The 15,438-nt window shown below is 72.7% G+C and carries 14 protein-coding genes; all 14 read right to left on the bottom strand.

Annotated elements, in window-relative coordinates; all coding sequences use genetic code 11:
• Positions 1–9 precede the first annotated feature (9 nt).
• Complete coding sequence (locus ASG23_RS16835) at positions 10–621, bottom strand: HAD family hydrolase (protein ID WP_056027458.1); 612 nt, start codon at positions 619–621, stop codon at positions 10–12.
• Positions 618–2,669, bottom strand: coding sequence for a primosomal protein N' (locus tag ASG23_RS16830; RefSeq protein WP_056028507.1), 2,052 nt, complete (start codon positions 2,667–2,669; stop codon positions 618–620). Before ASG23_RS16830 ends, ASG23_RS16835 begins: the two co-directional genes overlap by 4 nt.
• Positions 2,670–2,762: 93 nt before the next feature.
• Positions 2,763–3,965, bottom strand: coding sequence for a methionine adenosyltransferase (metK, locus tag ASG23_RS16825; protein ID WP_056027456.1), 1,203 nt, complete (start codon positions 3,963–3,965; stop codon positions 2,763–2,765).
• 43 nt (positions 3,966–4,008) lie between these two features.
• Positions 4,009–5,205, bottom strand: a complete 1,197-nt coding sequence (coaBC, locus tag ASG23_RS16820) for a bifunctional phosphopantothenoylcysteine decarboxylase/phosphopantothenate--cysteine ligase CoaBC (protein ID WP_056027453.1) — start codon at positions 5,203–5,205, stop codon at positions 4,009–4,011.
• A gap of 10 nt (positions 5,206–5,215) precedes the next feature.
• A complete protein-coding gene (rpoZ, locus tag ASG23_RS16815) occupies positions 5,216–5,479 on the bottom strand; it encodes a DNA-directed RNA polymerase subunit omega (RefSeq protein WP_028046344.1) in 264 nt (87 codons plus the stop codon).
• A gap of 41 nt (positions 5,480–5,520) precedes the next feature.
• A complete protein-coding gene (gene gmk / locus ASG23_RS16810; RefSeq protein ID WP_056027451.1) occupies positions 5,521–6,090 on the bottom strand; it encodes a guanylate kinase in 570 nt (189 codons plus the stop codon).
• Positions 6,091–6,145: 55 nt separating this feature from the next.
• Positions 6,146–6,457: an integration host factor, actinobacterial type gene (gene mihF, locus ASG23_RS16805; protein WP_056028504.1), complete on the bottom strand. Its 312-nt coding sequence runs from the start codon at positions 6,455–6,457 to the stop codon at positions 6,146–6,148.
• 144 nt (positions 6,458–6,601) lie between these two features.
• On the bottom strand, positions 6,602–7,447 hold the full coding sequence (gene pyrF / locus ASG23_RS16800; RefSeq protein ID WP_056027449.1) for an orotidine-5'-phosphate decarboxylase: 846 nt from the start codon (positions 7,445–7,447) through the stop codon (positions 6,602–6,604).
• Positions 7,444–10,782: a carbamoyl-phosphate synthase large subunit gene (carB, locus tag ASG23_RS16795; protein WP_056027447.1), complete on the bottom strand. Its 3,339-nt coding sequence runs from the start codon at positions 10,780–10,782 to the stop codon at positions 7,444–7,446. The genes pyrF and carB overlap by 4 nt, the downstream gene beginning before the upstream one ends.
• Positions 10,782–11,939 carry a glutamine-hydrolyzing carbamoyl-phosphate synthase small subunit gene (gene carA, locus ASG23_RS16790; RefSeq protein ID WP_056027445.1) on the bottom strand — a complete coding sequence of 386 codons (1,158 nt, stop codon included), beginning with the start codon at positions 11,937–11,939 and terminating at the stop codon, positions 10,782–10,784. The genes carB and carA overlap by 1 nt, the downstream gene beginning before the upstream one ends.
• Positions 11,936–12,469 carry a PH-like domain-containing protein gene (locus tag ASG23_RS16785; protein WP_056027442.1) on the bottom strand — a complete coding sequence of 178 codons (534 nt, stop codon included), beginning with the start codon at positions 12,467–12,469 and terminating at the stop codon, positions 11,936–11,938. Before ASG23_RS16785 ends, carA begins: the two co-directional genes overlap by 4 nt.
• Positions 12,466–13,785: a dihydroorotase gene (locus tag ASG23_RS16780; RefSeq protein ID WP_056027440.1), complete on the bottom strand. Its 1,320-nt coding sequence runs from the start codon at positions 13,783–13,785 to the stop codon at positions 12,466–12,468. Before ASG23_RS16780 ends, ASG23_RS16785 begins: the two co-directional genes overlap by 4 nt.
• Positions 13,782–14,786: an aspartate carbamoyltransferase catalytic subunit gene (locus tag ASG23_RS16775; protein ID WP_056027438.1), complete on the bottom strand. Its 1,005-nt coding sequence runs from the start codon at positions 14,784–14,786 to the stop codon at positions 13,782–13,784. The genes ASG23_RS16780 and ASG23_RS16775 overlap by 4 nt, the downstream gene beginning before the upstream one ends.
• The gene (pyrR, locus tag ASG23_RS16770) at positions 14,783–15,370 is read right to left on the bottom strand and encodes a bifunctional pyr operon transcriptional regulator/uracil phosphoribosyltransferase PyrR (RefSeq protein ID WP_056027434.1); all 588 of its coding nucleotides are present in this window, start codon (positions 15,368–15,370) and stop codon (positions 14,783–14,785) included. The genes ASG23_RS16775 and pyrR overlap by 4 nt, the downstream gene beginning before the upstream one ends.
• Between the last annotated feature and the right edge of the window lie 68 nt (positions 15,371–15,438).

Genomic DNA, 15,438 nt, shown 5'->3' with positions numbered 1-15,438 from the left:
GCGTCGATCCTAGGTGCGCGGCAGCGCGACCCCGCGCGCCACGAGGTCCGCGCGGAGCCCGTCGGCGCTGGTGAACCGGACCGCGTCGAACCCGGCTGCCGCTCCGGCGGCGACGTTCGCCGGGGAGTCGTCGGCGAACACCGTGCTCTCCGGGCGCAGACCGAATCGCTGCGTCAGCAGCGCGAACATCCGTGGGTCCGGCTTCGCGACACCGACCTCGCCCGAGACCAGCACCTCCTCGAGCAGCCCGATCGCGGGTGCGGCGTGCTCCGCCAGGTGGAACGTCTCCGCCGACCAGTTGGTGAGCCCGAGCAGCCGGATGCCGAGCGCGTGCAGGTCGCGCACCAGGTCGTGCGATCCCGGGACCGGTCCGGCCAGCGTGTCGGCGAAGTGCTCGACGTACACGTCGAGCGCCGGCAGGTGCTCGGGTGCGGTCGTGGAGAGGTCCGCCCGCGCATCCGCCCAGGACCGCCCGGCGTCCTGGAGGTGGTTGAACGCCATGAAGTTGAACTCCGTGAGGAAGGCAGCCGTGTCCGCCTCCGGGAGCCGCCCGATGAAGGGCCGGTGGGGCTCCCACCGCACGAGCACGTTGCCGAGGTCGAGGACCACCGTGTCGATCATCCGAGGTCCGCCGGGTCCATCTGGACGCGCACCGCGCCACCCTCGCGCCGAGCGCTGCGCACAGCCAGCGACGCGGACAGCGCGCGCGCCAGGGACGCCCCGCCGGCGCGCGGCACCCGGATGAGGGCCCGGACGGCCGGTTCGAGCGCGTCGTGCTCGGGCGCATCGACCGGGACCGGGCCGAGGATCTCGGCGTCGGCGAGGTCCAGCCGGGACAGCAAGGTGTCGACGGCGTCGCGAGGTCCGGTGACCGAGGCCATCCGCACCGCGGGCGGCAGGGCGAGCTCCACGCGCTCGGCGAGCTCGCGCGAGGCGTACCCGGAGGGGTCCCACCGCACCAGCGCCTGGGTGACCCGCTCCTCGGCGTCGCCGACCAGCACGACGGTCCCGCCCGCGGAGGCCGGACGCACCAGGGCTGCGGCCGTGAGCCAGCGGCGGAGCGCGTCCTCCCCCGTTCGCAGGGACGCCCCGGCGGTGCTGACGGCGGCGTCCAGCAGCAGAGCGGCGGCGTACCCGCCCGGCGCGACCGGCTCGGCACCCGGCGTCGCGACGACGACCGCCGGCGCATCGGCGACGACGGCCAGCACGCCACCGGCCGCCCGGGCCCCGGAGACGCGGATCGGCACCCCCGGGAACGCGCGACCCAGCTCCTCGGCCGTCCGCTCCGAGCCGACGCGGACGGAGCGCAGCGCCCCGGCACCGCACTCGGTGCACCGCCAGTCGGTGGCCAGCCGCCCGCACCAGCCGCAGGTGGGGACGCCGTCCGCCGTGGTCAGACCCAACGGGCCGTGGCACTCGCCGCAGCGTGCCGCCGCCCGGCACCGCGCGCACGCGACCGCGGGCACATACCCCGCACGCGGCACCTGCACGAGGACGGGGCCGTCGGCCAACCGGTCGCGCAGCGTGCGCCACGCAGGTGCCGGGAGCCTCGCGGCAGCCGCCGGCCCCTCCCGTGCGAGCTCGACCGACGTCAGCGCCAGCACCCGCGCCGCCCGGGCACGCGTCGTGGCGCGGTCCGCGACCACCTCGCGTGCCCAGCCCGACTCGACCAGGGCCTGCGCCTCCACGCTGCGGCCGTGCGCGGCCACCAGGAGCGCGCACTGCTCGAGCTCGGACCGCAGGGCGAGCACCTCGCGGACGTGCGGGTACGGCGCTCGCGGCTCGGCGTGCAGCGGGTCCCCGTCATCCCACACCACGGCGAGCCCGAGGTCGGCCACTGGCGCGAACGCCGAGGCACGAGTCCCGACGACCACGGTCGCTCGGCCACGGAGCGCCGCGAGGAACGACCGGTAACGCCCGGCCGGGCCGTCGTCGGCGGCGAGGCGGACGGCACCACCCGTCGACCCGGGCGTCCACCGCGGGACGCCGGCCGCCTCCAGCGCGGCGAGCACCCGGTCGATGTCGCGTGCGTCGGGCACGACGACCAGCGCACCGCGTCCGCCCAGCACGCAGGCCGCGACCGCCTGCGCGATCGCGTCGGGCCAGCGCTCGCCCTCGGCACCGGGCAGGGCCGACCACACCGCCCTCGGGGCGCCGCCGGCGGTCACGTGCTGCAGGAACGCGGCGCCACCGCGGTACGGCGCCCACGCGGTGGCCGACGGTGACGGCGTCGGCGGCTCGTCCGACGGTGCGGGAACCTCGGCCTCCACGCGGGCGTGCCGGGCGGGGATCGCGAGGCGGAGCACGTCGTTCAACGTCCCCGCCCACCGGTCCGCGACCGCACGGGCGAGCCTGGCGACCTGCGGGGTGAGCACCGGCTCGGTCGAGACGACCTTGCGCACCGGTTGGAGCGTGCCGTCGTGCTCGGCCTCGTCGACGCGCTCCAGCACGTAGCCGTTGACGTCCTGTGCGCCGAACCGCACCTTGACGCGGGTGCCGGGCACCGCGGTGTCCGCCAGCGTTGCCGGGACCAGGTACTCGAAGACCCGGTCCAGGTGTGCGGGCGTCAGGTCGACGCACAGGCGCGCGACCGGCAGGTGCTCCGCCGGGGGCGCACCGTCGACGACGGCTCGGGTGCGTCGCTTCGGCTGCGGCAGCCCTTCCAGCATCAGCTGCTCGCCGTCGGCGCTCACGTCCACACGCTCATCAGACCATCCCCGCCTGTCCCGGACGTGCCGGGCGACCGGGACCGACGACCTGCGTCAGCCCACCGCGGACTGGAGGTCTGCCACGCGGTCCGTGCGCTCCCACGTGAACTCCGGAAGCTCACGGCCGAAGTGCCCGTACGCGGCCGTCTTGCGGTAGATCGGCCGGAGCAGGTCCAGGTCCCGCACGATCGCTGCCGGCCGCAGGTCGAACACCTCACGGATGGCGGCGGTCAGTCGGGCGAGCGGCACCGTCTCGGTGCCGAACGTCTCGACGTAGAGGCCGACCGGGTTGGCCTTGCCGATGGCGTAGGCGACTTGGACCTCGCACCGCCGGGCGAGCCCGGCGGCGACGACGTTCTTCGCCACCCAGCGCATCGCGTAGGCGGCCGAGCGGTCCACCTTCGACGGGTCCTTGCCGGAGAACGCCCCGCCCCCGTGCCGGGCAATCCCACCGTAGGTGTCGACGATGATCTTGCGCCCGGTCAGGCCGGCGTCGCCCTGAGGGCCGCCGACCACGAACGTGCCGGTCGGGTTCACCAGCAGGCGGTAGTCGGTCGTGTCCAGGTCCAGCTGCTCCAGGACCGGCGCGACGACGAGCTCGGCGACCGCCGGCCGCAGGGTCGTCTCCAGCGGCACGTCCGGGTCGTGCTGCGAGGACAGGACGACGGTGTCGAGCCGCACGGCGCGGTCGCCGTCGTAGCCGATGGTGACCTGGGTCTTCCCGTCGGGACGCAGCCCCGGAAGGATCCCTTCCTTGCGCACCAGCGTCAGGCGCTCGGCAAGCCTGTGCGCGAGCCAGATGGGCAGCGGCAGCAGGGTCGGGGTGTCGTCCGAGGCGTAGCCGAACATCAGGCCCTGGTCTCCCGCACCCTGCGCGTCCAGCGGGTCGAGGTCCGACGAGTCCTCGCGGATCTCGAGCGCCTTGTCCACGCCCGCCGCGATGTCCGGCGACTGCTGCCCGATCGAGACCGAGATGCCGCAGGAGTCGCCGTCGAAGCCGATCGCCGAGGACGTGTAGCCGATCCCCCGGACCACCTCGCGGACGATCTGCGGGATCTCGACGTACGCACTGGTGGTGACCTCACCGGCGACGTGCACCAGGCCGGTGGTGACCATCGTCTCCACCGCGACCCGCGCCTGAGGGTCCTGATCGAGCATCGCGTCGAGGATGGCGTCGGAGATCTGGTCACAGATCTTGTCCGGGTGCCCCTCGGTCACGGACTCGGACGTGAACAGGCGCATGTCGGGCTCGGTCATGGCGGACAGCGTAATGGTCCCGTCTGCGTGCGGGTGGCCGGTCTCAGCCGTGCGCGAGCACGGCGTCCCAGACAGCGTCAGCCACCTGGTCCTTGCTGCCGGTGGCCGCTGCGACGACCGTGCCGGTGCCGTCCAGGATCGTCACGTCGTTGACGTCGGTGCCGAACCCGCGCCCGCCACCGACGGCGTTCACCACGAGCAGGTCGGCGCCCTTGCGCAGGGCCTTCGCGCGCCCGTGGTCGAGCACGCCGCCGGTGCCGTCGCCCGTCTCCGCGGCGAAGCCCACGACGACCTGCCCGAGCCGCAGCCGGTCGTGCGCCAGCTCGGCCAGGATGTCGACCGTCTCGACGAGCTCCAGCACGGTCGGTGCACCGTCCGGCTGCTTCTTGATCTTTGACTCCGCGCTGGTGCGCGGGCGGAAGTCGGCGACCGCGGCAGCCATGACGACGACCTCGGCGTCCTTCGCGGCGGCGCGCACGGCGTCGCGCAGCTCGGCGCCCGTCTCGGCGTGCACGACGTCGACACCCGCGGGCGCCGGCACATCGATGTTCGCGGCCACGAGCGTGACCCGGGCACCGCGGGCGTGCGCGGTGCGTGCGAGCGCGACACCCTGCCGGCCGGACGAGCGGTTGCCCAGGAAGCGGACCGGGTCCAGCGGCTCACGGGTGCCTCCCGCGGAGACGACGACGTGCCGCCCGGCGAGGTCCTGCGGTCGGTCGGCGACCAACGCCAGGGCGGCAGCGGCGATCTCCTCAGGCTCCGGCAGCCGGCCGGGCCCGGTGTCCGAGCCGGTGAGTCGACCGGCGGCCGGGTCCAGCACGAGCACACCGCGCGCCCGGAGCGTCGCCACGTTCGCGACCGTGGCCGGGTGCTCCCACATCTCCGTGTGCATGGCGGGCGCCAGCAGCACCGGGCAGCGCGCCACGAGCAGCGTGGCGGTCAGCAGGTCGTCCGCCTGCCCCGTCGCAGCCCGGGCCAGGAGGTCGGCCGTCGCCGGGGCGACGATCACGAGCTCGGCCTGCTTGCCGACGGCGACGTGCGCGACCTGGTCGACGTCCTCGAAGACGTCGGTGGTCACCGACTGCCCGGACAGTGCCTCCCACGTGGCCCGCCCGACGAACTCGAGCGCCGCCCGGGTGGGGACCACGCGCACGGCGTGACCCTCCTCGCGAAGCAGGCGCAGCAGCAGGACCGCCTTGTAGGCGGCGATGCCGCCCGCGACGCCGAGGACGATGCGCATGGAGGGAGGGTCAGCCCTCGGTGGCCTCGGACGTCAGCAGGCCGGCGTCGATCTCGCGCATCGCGATGGAGAGCGGCTTCTCCTGCGGGCGCGTGTCCACCAGCGGGCCGACGTACTCGAGCAGGCCCTCGTTGAGCTGCGAGTAGTAGGCGTTGATCTGGCGCGCGCGCTTGGCCGAGTACAGGACGAGCGCGTACTTGGAGTCGGCACGCTCGAGCAGACGGTCGATGGGCGGGTCGGTGATGCCGGTGGGGGCGGCGACGGTTCCGGACACGGTGATCTCCCGTACGTAAAAGGGGTTGGGCTGCTTCTATCCTACCTGGTCGGGATACCCATCCCGCGGACCAGCTCGTCGGTCGCCCGCTGGACGTCGTCGTTGACGATCACCTGGTCGAACTCCTCCGCTGCGGCGAGCTCGACCCGCGCCGTGCTCAGCCGGCGCTCCCGCTCCTCCGCGTCCTCCGTACCCCGTCCGACGAGCCGCCGCTCCAGCTCGGCGAAGGACGGGGGTGCGAGGAACACGAAGTGGGCGTCGGGCATGGAGTCCCGCACCTGACGGGCGCCCTGCAGGTCGATCTCCAGGAGCGCCGGCTTGCCGTCCGCCAGACGTTCCTCGACGGGCCGCCGGGGGGTGCCGTACCGGTTCCGACCGTGCACCACCGCCCACTCGAGGAGGTCGCCGCGCTCGACCATCCGGTCGAACTCGTCCACCGAGACGAACAGGTAGTGCACGCCGTCGACCTCACCAGGCCGGGGCGGCCTGGTGGTGGCCGAGACGGAGAGCCAGACCTCGGGGTAGCGAGACCGGACGTCGGCAGACACCGTCCCCTTGCCGACAGCGGTCGGGCCGGCGAGAACGGTCAGCCGGGCAGGCGTCGTCGTCATGGGTGGTGCGGTGCTCCTCGAGATGGACGGCGTGGCCCGCCGTTTCTCGAGATGTTCACCCGAAACGGTCGACGAGAGCCTTCACCTGGTGCGGTCCGAGACCGCGCACGCGACGGGTCTCGGAGATTCCGATCTCGGAGATGATCGCACGCGCCTTGACCTTGCCCACGCCGGGCAGGGACTCGAGCAGCGCGAGGACCTTGAGCTTGCCGATGGTCTCGTCCGCCTGCCCCTGCGCGATCACCTCGGAGAGCGTGCCCTGCGAGTACTTGAGGCGGTTCTTGACCTCGGCGCGCGCCTGCCGGGCGGCACCGGCCTTCTTGAGCGCATCCGCTCGTTGTTCGGGAGTCAGCGGAGGGAGTGCCACGCGCGTCACCTTCTCGTCAGTGGGCCGGCGACCCACGTGGAGATGCGCGGGATCGTGAGAACGAAACTAGCGAGCGGCACCCTGATCGGCAATGCGAGCGGGCGTCCAGTGCGCCCGGACCTGCGGGGACACCCGCCCGTTGGCTCAGGAGAGGGCCGCAGCCGCCTCGTCGGAGGCGTCCCGGGCAGCGGCACGCAGCGCCGAGACGTCGGGTCCGGCGGCCAGCACGCCACGCGAGGAGGAGGCCACCACCTGCCTGCGTGCCGCCCCGAACACCTGCGCCAGCTCGCGAGGTCCAGCCCCCTGAGCGCCGACCCCGGGCGCGAGCAGGGGTCCGTTGACGGCGACCAGGTCCACGCCCGCGCGCCGGGCCGCGTCGCCGACGGTGGCGCCCACGACGAGGCCGATCGAGCCCAGGGGGTCGACGTCGGCGTTCAGCGCCGCGGCCCGCGCCGCCACGCGCGCCGCCACCGTGACACCGTCGTCGTCGCGGGCGTGCTGGACCTCCTGCCCCTCCTTGTTGGAGGTGAGGCACAGGACGAACAGACCGCGTCCCGACGAGAGCGCCAGGTCGACCGCCGGGTCCAGCGAGCCGAACCCCAGGTACGGCGACACGGTCAGGGCGTCGCAGGCGAGCGGGGAGCCGTCCCGCAGGAACGCGTCGGCGTAGGCGCCCATCGTCGAGCCGATGTCACCGCGCTTGGCGTCGACGATCACGAGGGTCCCGGTGTCGCGGCCCACCGCGAGCACCTCTTCGAGCACGGCGACCCCGGCGGAGCCGTGGCGCTCGAAGAACGCGGCCTGCGGCTTCACGGCCGCGACGCGCCCGGCGACGGCATCCATCACCGTCAGCGCGAACGAGCGCAGCCCCTCGGCGTCGTCCGTCAGCCCCCACGCCTCGAGCAGGCTCGTGTGCGGGTCGATCCCCACGCAGAGAGGCCCGTGCGCGTCCATGGCGGCCGCCAGGCGGGCACCGAACGGCGCGGTCATGCTCGTGCCGCCGCCCGCGCCTCACGGCGTACCAGGGCCGCCGCATCGTGCTCCTGCAGGCTGGTCACCCGGAAGGGACCGGCCTGGCGCGCCTCGATCGCCTGGACGGCGGCGCCGAGCTGCTGCACGGTCGTCACCATGGCCTTGTCGGCCGCCGTCGTCGCCGCGCGGATCTCGTAGCCGTCGGCGCGCGCACCCTGCCCCGACGGGGTGTTCACCACGATGTCGACCTCGCCGCCGGTGATGAGGTCGACGATCGTCGGCTCCCCCGCCGCTCCGCGGCCCGCCGAGTACTTGCGGACCACGGTCGACGCGATGCCGCTGCGGTGCAGGACGGCTGCCGTGCCCTCCGTCGCCAGGATCTCGAAGCCCAGCTCGGCCAGGCGCTTGACCGGGAACACGATCGAGCGCTTGTCGCGGTCGGCCACCGAGATGAACGCGCGCCCACCCGTCGGCAGTCCACCGAACGCCGCGTCCTGCGACTTGGCGAACGCGGTCGGGAAGTCGACGTCGAAGCCCATGACCTCGCCGGTCGAGCGCATCTCCGGACCGAGCACGGTATCGACGACGACGCCCTCCTTGGTGCGGAAGCGCTTGAACGGCAGCACCGCCTCCTTGACCGCGATCGGCGAGCCGAGGTCGAGCACGCTCGCGTCGTCGACCGGGAGGATGCCCATGGCTCGCAGGTCCGCGATAGAGCGGCCCGCCATGACGAGCGCCGCCGCCTTGGCCAGGGAGACACCGGTGGCCTTGGAGACGAACGGCACCGTGCGGGACGCCCGGGGGTTGGCCTCGAGCACGTAGAGGACGTCGGACACCAGGGCGAACTGGATGTTCAGCAGGCCGTGCACGCCGACCCCGCGGGCGATCGCCTCGGTGGACAACCGGATCCGCTCGAGCTCGGACGTGGACAGCGTCACCGGTGGCAGGGTGCACGCCGAGTCGCCGGAGTGGATGCCGGCCTCCTCGATGTGCTCCATGACGCCGCCCAGGAACAGCTCGGTGCCGTCGAACAGGGCGTCGACGTCGATCTCGATGGCGTCGTCGAGGAAGCGGTCGATGAGCAGGGGCGGCAGCGTCCCTGCGCGCCCACCGTCGGCCGCGTTGTCGAGCGCGCGCTGGACGTACTCGTTGAGCTGGGGCTCGTCGTACACGATCTCCATGCCACGCCCGCCGAGCACGTAGCTCGGACGCACGAGGACCGGGAAGCCGATCCGGCGGGCGGTGTCGCGCGCACCGGCCTGCGTGGTAGCCGTGCCGAACGCGGGTGCCGGCAGCCCGGCGGCCTCGAGGACCTTGCCGAACTCGCCGCGGTCCTCGGCGGCGTCGATCGCCGCGGGCGACGTCCCGAGGATGGGCAGACCGGCGTCGTGGAGGCGCTGCGCGAGCGAGAGCGGCGTCTGGCCGCCCAGCGTCACGATGAGGCCCTCGACGGGCCCGGCAGCGAGCTCCGCGTGGTACACCTCGAGCACGTCCTCGAACGTCAGCGGCTCGAAGTAGAGGCGGTCGGAGGTGTCGTAGTCGGTCGAGACCGTCTCCGGGTTGCAGTTGATCATCACGGTCTCGTACTCGCCCTTGAGCGCCAGCGCGGCGTGCACGCACGAGTAGTCGAACTCGATGCCCTGGCCGATCCGGTTGGGCCCGGAACCGAGGATGAGGATCGCGGGCCGCGTGCGCGGGGCGACCTCCGTCTCCTCGTCGTAGGACGAGTAGTGGTACGGCGTGCTCGCGGCGAACTCGGCGGCGCAGGTGTCCACGGTCTTGAACACGGGTCGCAGACCGACCGCGTGCCGGCCGCGACGGACCGCGTCCTCCGAGGTGCGGCGCAGCGTCGCGATCTGCGCGTCCGACAGGCCGTGCCGCTTCGCGTGCAGCAGCACCTCGCGAGTCAGTGCGCCGGCGGTCCGGGTCTGCTCGGCAACCTCGTTGATCAGCTGGACCTGGTCGAGGAACCACGGGTCGATGCCCGTGAGCTCGTAGACCCGCTCCAACGGGACCCCGGCACGCAGCACCTGCTGCACGTCGACCAGGCGGTGCTCGGTCGGCCGGGAGATCGTCGCGACGAGCGCGTCGAGTGCGTCGCCCGTCAGGGCGTCGCCCGCCCAGTGGAAGACCGAGTCTTTCTTGTCGATCGAGCGCATCGCCTTGCCGAGCGCCTCGGTGAAGTTGCGGCCCAGGGCCATCGCCTCGCCGACCGACTTCATGGTGGTGGTCAGGGTGTCGTCGGCCGCCGGGAACTTCTCGAACGCGAACCGCGGGACCTTCACGACGACGTAGTCGAGCGTGGGCTCGAACGACGCGGGCGTCGAGCCGCCGGTGATGTCGTTCGGGATCTCGTCGAGCGTGTAGCCGACCGCCAGCTTGGCGGCGATCTTGGCGATCGGGAAGCCGGTCGCCTTCGACGCGAGAGCGCTGGACCGCGACACCCGGGGGTTCATCTCGATGACGACGATGCGGCCGGTGGACGGCTCGATGGCGAACTGGATGTTGCAGCCGCCCGTGTCGACGCCGACCTCGCGGATGACCGCGATGCCGATGTCGCGCAGCCGCTGGTACTCGCGGTCGGTCAGGGTCAGCGCCGGGGCGACCGTGACCGAGTCGCCCGTGTGCACGCCGACCGGGTCGACGTTCTCGATGGAGCAGACGACCACGACGTTGTCGTGCTTGTCGCGCATGAGCTCGAGCTCGTACTCCTTCCAGCCGAGGATCGACTCCTCCAGGAGCACCTCGGTGGTCGGCGAGTAGTGCAGGCCCTGACCGGCGATGCGGCGCAGGTCCTGCTCGTCGTAGGCGATGCCGGAGCCGAGGCCACCCATGGTGAACGACGGCCGCACGACCATCGGGTAGCCGAGCTCGTCCACCGCCGCGAGGGCGTCCTCGATGCTGTGCACGATGACCGAGCGAGCACTCTCGGCGCCGCAGACCTCCACGACCTCCTTGAACTGCTCGCGGTCCTCGCCCTTCTGGATGGACGCGATGTTCGCGCCGATGAGCTCGACGTCGTACTTCTCCAGCACGCCGGCCTCGTCCAGGGCGATCGCCGCGTTGAGCGCCGTCTGGCCGCCCAGCGTCGGCAGGATCGCGTCCGGGCGCTCCTTGGCGATGATCGTCGTGAGGATCTCCGTGGTGATCGGCTCGACGTACGTCGCGTCGGCGAACTCGGGGTCCGTCATGATCGTGGCGGGGTTGGAGTTGACCAGGATGACCCGCAGGCCCTCCTCCTTGAGCACCCGGCAGGCCTGCGTCCCCGAGTAGTCGAACTCGCAGGCCTGGCCGATGACGATCGGGCCGGACCCGATGACCAGGACGCTGTGGATGTCTGTGCGCCGGGGCATCAGGCGGCACCCTTCTCTGAGGTCATGAGGTCGAGGAAGCGGTCGAAGAGGTACGCGGCATCGTGCGGGCCGGCGGCCGCCTCCGGGTGGTACTGCACCGAGAACGCCGGCAGGTCGAGCGCCCGCAGGCCCTCCACGACGTCGTCGTTGAGGTCGACGTGGCTGACGACGACCCGTCCGTAGCGACCGCCGTCGTGCGGCGCGACGGACTCCCCGTCGAGGGGGGCGTCCACCGCGAACCCGTGGTTGTGGGCGGTGATCTCGACCTTGCCCGTGGCACGGTCCATCACCGGCTGGTTCACCCCGCGGTGGCCGTAGCCCAGCTTGTACGTGCCGTAGCCGAGCGCGCGGCCGAGCAGCTGGTTGCCGTAGCAGATGCCGAAGAACGGGATCTTGCGGTCCAGCACGTCGCGCAGCAGGTCGATCTCGTGGGTGGCCGCCGAGGGGTCGCCCGGACCGTTGGAGAAGAAGACACCGTCCGGCGCGGTGGCCAGGACGTCGTCGATCGTCGCGTTCGACGGCAGGACGTGGACGCGGACCCCGCGCTCGGCGAGGCGTTGCGGCGTCATGGCCTTGATGCCGAGGTCCACGGCCGCGACGGTGGCGACGTGCTCCCCGATCGGCTCGACCACGTAGGCCGTGTCGGTGGACACCTCGCCGGCCAGGTCGGCGCCGACCATCGCCGGAGCAGCCAGGACGTCGTCGAGCAGCTCGTCGTCGGGACGACGCTCACCGTTCTCGTCCAGCAGCCCGGCCCCCGAGAAGATGCCGGCCCGCATCACGCCGCGCTCGCGCAGGTGGCGGGTGAGTGCTCGGGTGTCGATCTCGCTGATCCCGACGATGTCCTGGGCGACCAGGTCGTCGTCCAACGTCCGCTCCGAGCGCCAGTTCGACGCCCGACGAGCGGGGTCACGGACCACGTAGCCCGCCACCCAGATCTGAGTCGACTCGTCGTCCTCGTCGTTCACGCCCGTGTTGCCGATGTGCGGGGCGGTCATCACGACGATCTGCCGGTGGTACGACGGGTCCGTGAGGGTCTCCTGGTAGCCGGTCATGCCGGTGTTGAAGACGATCTCGCCCAGCGTGGAGCCTTCGGCACCGTAGGCGCGGCCGCGGAACGTCCGGCCGTCCTCGAGCACCAGAACTGCGTCGGTCATGAGTTCTCCTCCTGCGCGGGCGCCTGGCCCGGGGTCAAGGTCTCGAGCGCGGCGATGAGCCGCTCGCGGTCGGCGGAATGCTTCGGGCGGAGCCCGGTGTCGAGGCCGCGGGGGTCGGCGGGGTCGGCCTGCCACGTGAGGACGACGAGGCCCTCTCCCCCGACGACCTTGCCGGCCATGCCGGGTGCACCGGTCGCGCCGCGGAGCGCCGATGCGGGGACGAAGAGGTCGGTGGCGCCCTGGCGGCTGATCCGCACCCCGGAGTCGAACACGGCGACCTGCGCGGGGCTTCGGACTCCCAGACCCTGGGCTGTGACGCGGTCGAGCCAGTCCCCAGATCGCGTGGTCGACACGTAGGTGGCATCGACCGGGGCGAGGCGTGCGGCACCGAGCTCGGCCGGTGCGACCGGCAGGGTGGGCACCAGAGCGGAGGACCGTCGCGTCCGGGCTCGCCAGCCGGCACGCATCCTCCAGAACACGAGGAGCACCACGAGGAGCAGGACGAGAGTGGACACCGCCTGGCGGGTCACGAGCTGACCACCACGCTCTCGTCACACGCGGAGCCGTCCATGACGGTCGCGCGGCCGCGGAGCCAGGTGGCGATGACGCAGCCCGCCAGCTCGCGGCCGCGGAAGGGCGAGTTGACGCTGTGCGTGGCCTGCTCCTCGGGCACGACGACCCGACGGATGCCCGGGTCCACCAGCGTCAGGTTGGCGGGCTCCCCCACCGCGATGGGCCGGCCGTGGTCGGTGACGCGGCCGATCCGGGCCGGGGTCGTCGAGAGCACGCGCGCGACGTCCGCCCAGGTCATCCGACCGGTGTCGACCATCGTCTCCTGCACCACGGAGAGCGCCGTCTCGAGGCCGGTCATGCCGAAGGCCGCAGCGCCCCACTCGCAGTCCTTGTCCTCGCGCGTGTGCGGAGCGTGGTCGGTGGCGACGATGTCGATCGTGCCGTCGGCGAGGCCCTCGCGGACGGCCTCGACGTCCCGCTGGGTGCGCAGGGGCGGGTTGACCTTGAACACCGGGTCGTACCCGCGGGCCAGCTCGTCGGTGAGGATCAGGTGGTGCGGGGTGACCTCGGCGGTGACGTCGATCCCGCGGGACTTGGCCCAGCGGATGATCTCCACGGAGCCCGCGGTGGACAGGTGGCAGACGTGCAGGCGGGAACCGACGTGCTCGGCCAGGAGCACGTCGCGGGCGATGATCGCCTCCTCGGCGACGGCGGGCCAACCGGCCAGCCCGAGCTCCGCGGAGACCACGCCCTCGTGCATCTGGGCGCCCTCGGTGAGCCGGGGCTCCTGGGCGTGCTGGGCGATGACGCCGTCGAACGCCTTGACGTACTCCAGCGCGCGGCGCATGACGACCGGGTCGTGCACGCACTTCCCGTCGTCGGAGAACACGCGCACCTGCGCGGCGGACTCGGCCATGGCGCCGAGCTCGGCCAGCCGCTCGCCCTCGAGGCCGACGGTGACGGCCCCGATCGGGCGCACGTCGACCCAGCCGGCGTCGCGCCCGAGCCGCCAGACCTGCTCGACGACGCCCGCGGTGTCCTGCGTGGGCGTCGTGTTGGCCATCGCGTGCACGGCCGTGAACCCGCCCATCGCCGCGGCACGCGTGCCGGAGCGGACCGTCTCGGCGTCCTCCCGGCCCGGCTCGCGCAGGTGCGTGTGCAGGTCGACGAGGCCCGGCAGCAGGACCAGGCCGCTGCCGTTGATGATGACGGGGTCCTGCGCCTGGGCCTCGGCGCCGGCGCCGATCGCGGCGATGATCCCGTCGGCGAGCAGCACGTCCGTCGTGCCTTCGCCGAGCGGGCTGACGTCCCGCAGCAGATAGTTCCTGGTCACGCGTCCACCTTCATGTCGTCGGTCGGGGCGGCCGCTCGAGCGGGGGCGTCGCCGCCCGCGAGCAGCAGGTACAGGACGGCCATACGGACCGCCACGCCGTTGGCCACCTGCTCGACGATGACTGCGCGCGTGGAGTCCGCGGCGTCCGCCGAGATCTCCAGGCCACGGTTCATCGGCCCGGGGTGCAGCACGATCGCGTGCTCGGGCAGCAGGGCCAGGCGCCGGGCGTCCAGGCCGTAGCGCCGGGTGTACTCCAGCGGGCTGGGGAAGAAGCCACCGCCCGCGCTCGACATCCGCTCGCGCTGGACCCGCAGCATCATGATGGCGTCCGGCTTCTCGTCGGCCAGGACCTCGTCCAGGTGGTAGGAGACCCGGGCCGGCCAGGCACCGACCCCGACGGGCAGCAGCGTGGGCGGTGCGACCAGCACGACCTCGGCGCCCAGCGTGTGGAGCAGGTGCACGTTGGACCGGGCCACCCGGCTGTGCAGGACGTCACCCACGATCGCGATCCGCAGCCCGGTCAGGTCCCGCCCGGTGACGTCGCCAGGACCGGCCAGGTGCCGGCGCAGCGTGTACGCGTCGAGCAGCGCCTGCGTGGGGTGCTGGTGCATCCCGTCGCCGGCGTTGATCACCGCGCCGTGCGTCCAGCCCGACGTCGCGAGCGTGTGCGGCGCGCCGGACGCGTGGTGCCGGATGACCACGGCGTCGGCGCCCATCGCCTGCAGGGTCAGCGCGGTGTCCTTGAGCGACTCGCCCTTGGACACGCTGGAGCCTTTGGCGGAGAAGTTGATGACGTCCGCGGACAGGCGCTTCGCAGCGGTCTCGAACGAGATGCGCGTCCGGGTGGAGTCCTCGAAGAACAGGTTGACCACCGTGCGGCCGCGCAGCGTGGGCAGCTTCTTGATCTCGCGGGCCTGCGTGGCGGCCATCGAGCCCGCGGTGTCGAGGATCCGGACGGCGTCGGCGACGTCGAGGTCGGCGGTGGACAGCAGGTGCTTCATCGGGTGCCTCCGTCGATGAGGACGGCGTCGCGCCCGTCGCTCTCCTCGAGCAGCACGCGGACCCGCTCGCTCGTGGAGGTGGGCAGATTCTTGCCGACGTAGTCGGCGCGGATCGGGAGCTCGCGGTGGCCGCGGTCGACCAGCGCGGCCAGCTGCACCGCACGCGGGCGGCCGAGGTCGCTGATCGCGTCGAGGGCCGCGCGGATGGTGCGGCCGGAGTAGAGGACGTCGTCGACGAGCACGACCACCTTGCCGTCCAGGCCGCCACCCGGGATGTCGGTCGCACCGATCGTCCGGGTGGGCTGGTGCGCGAGGTCGTCGCGGTACATCGTCACGTCGAGGCTGCCCACCAGCAGAGCCGGGTCGAGGCCGGGCTCGACCGCGATCAGGCGCTCCGCCAGCCGGCGTGCGAGCGGCAGGCCACGGGTGGGGATGCCCAGCAGGACGACGTCGGAGCCGCCCTTGTTGCGTTCGAGGATCTCGTGCGCGATGCGCGTGAGGGCCCGGTTGATCTCCGGGGCGCCGAGGACAACGTTGGCGTCGTCGTCGACGCGGGTCTCGGGCGTGGGCGTGCCAGTGCTCATGAAGCAAGCTCCTTCCCCGCCTCACGGGACGGGTCTTAAAGGAATGTCTCGCCTGGCACTCTAGCCTG

Origin of the sequence: Cellulomonas sp. Leaf395, from assembly GCF_001424125.1 — a bacterium.
Classification (GTDB): Bacteria; Actinomycetota; Actinomycetes; order Actinomycetales; family Cellulomonadaceae; genus Cellulomonas.
The sequence above is the reverse complement of the archived record's forward strand: the minus strand, read 5'-3'. Positions and strand labels throughout refer to the sequence as shown.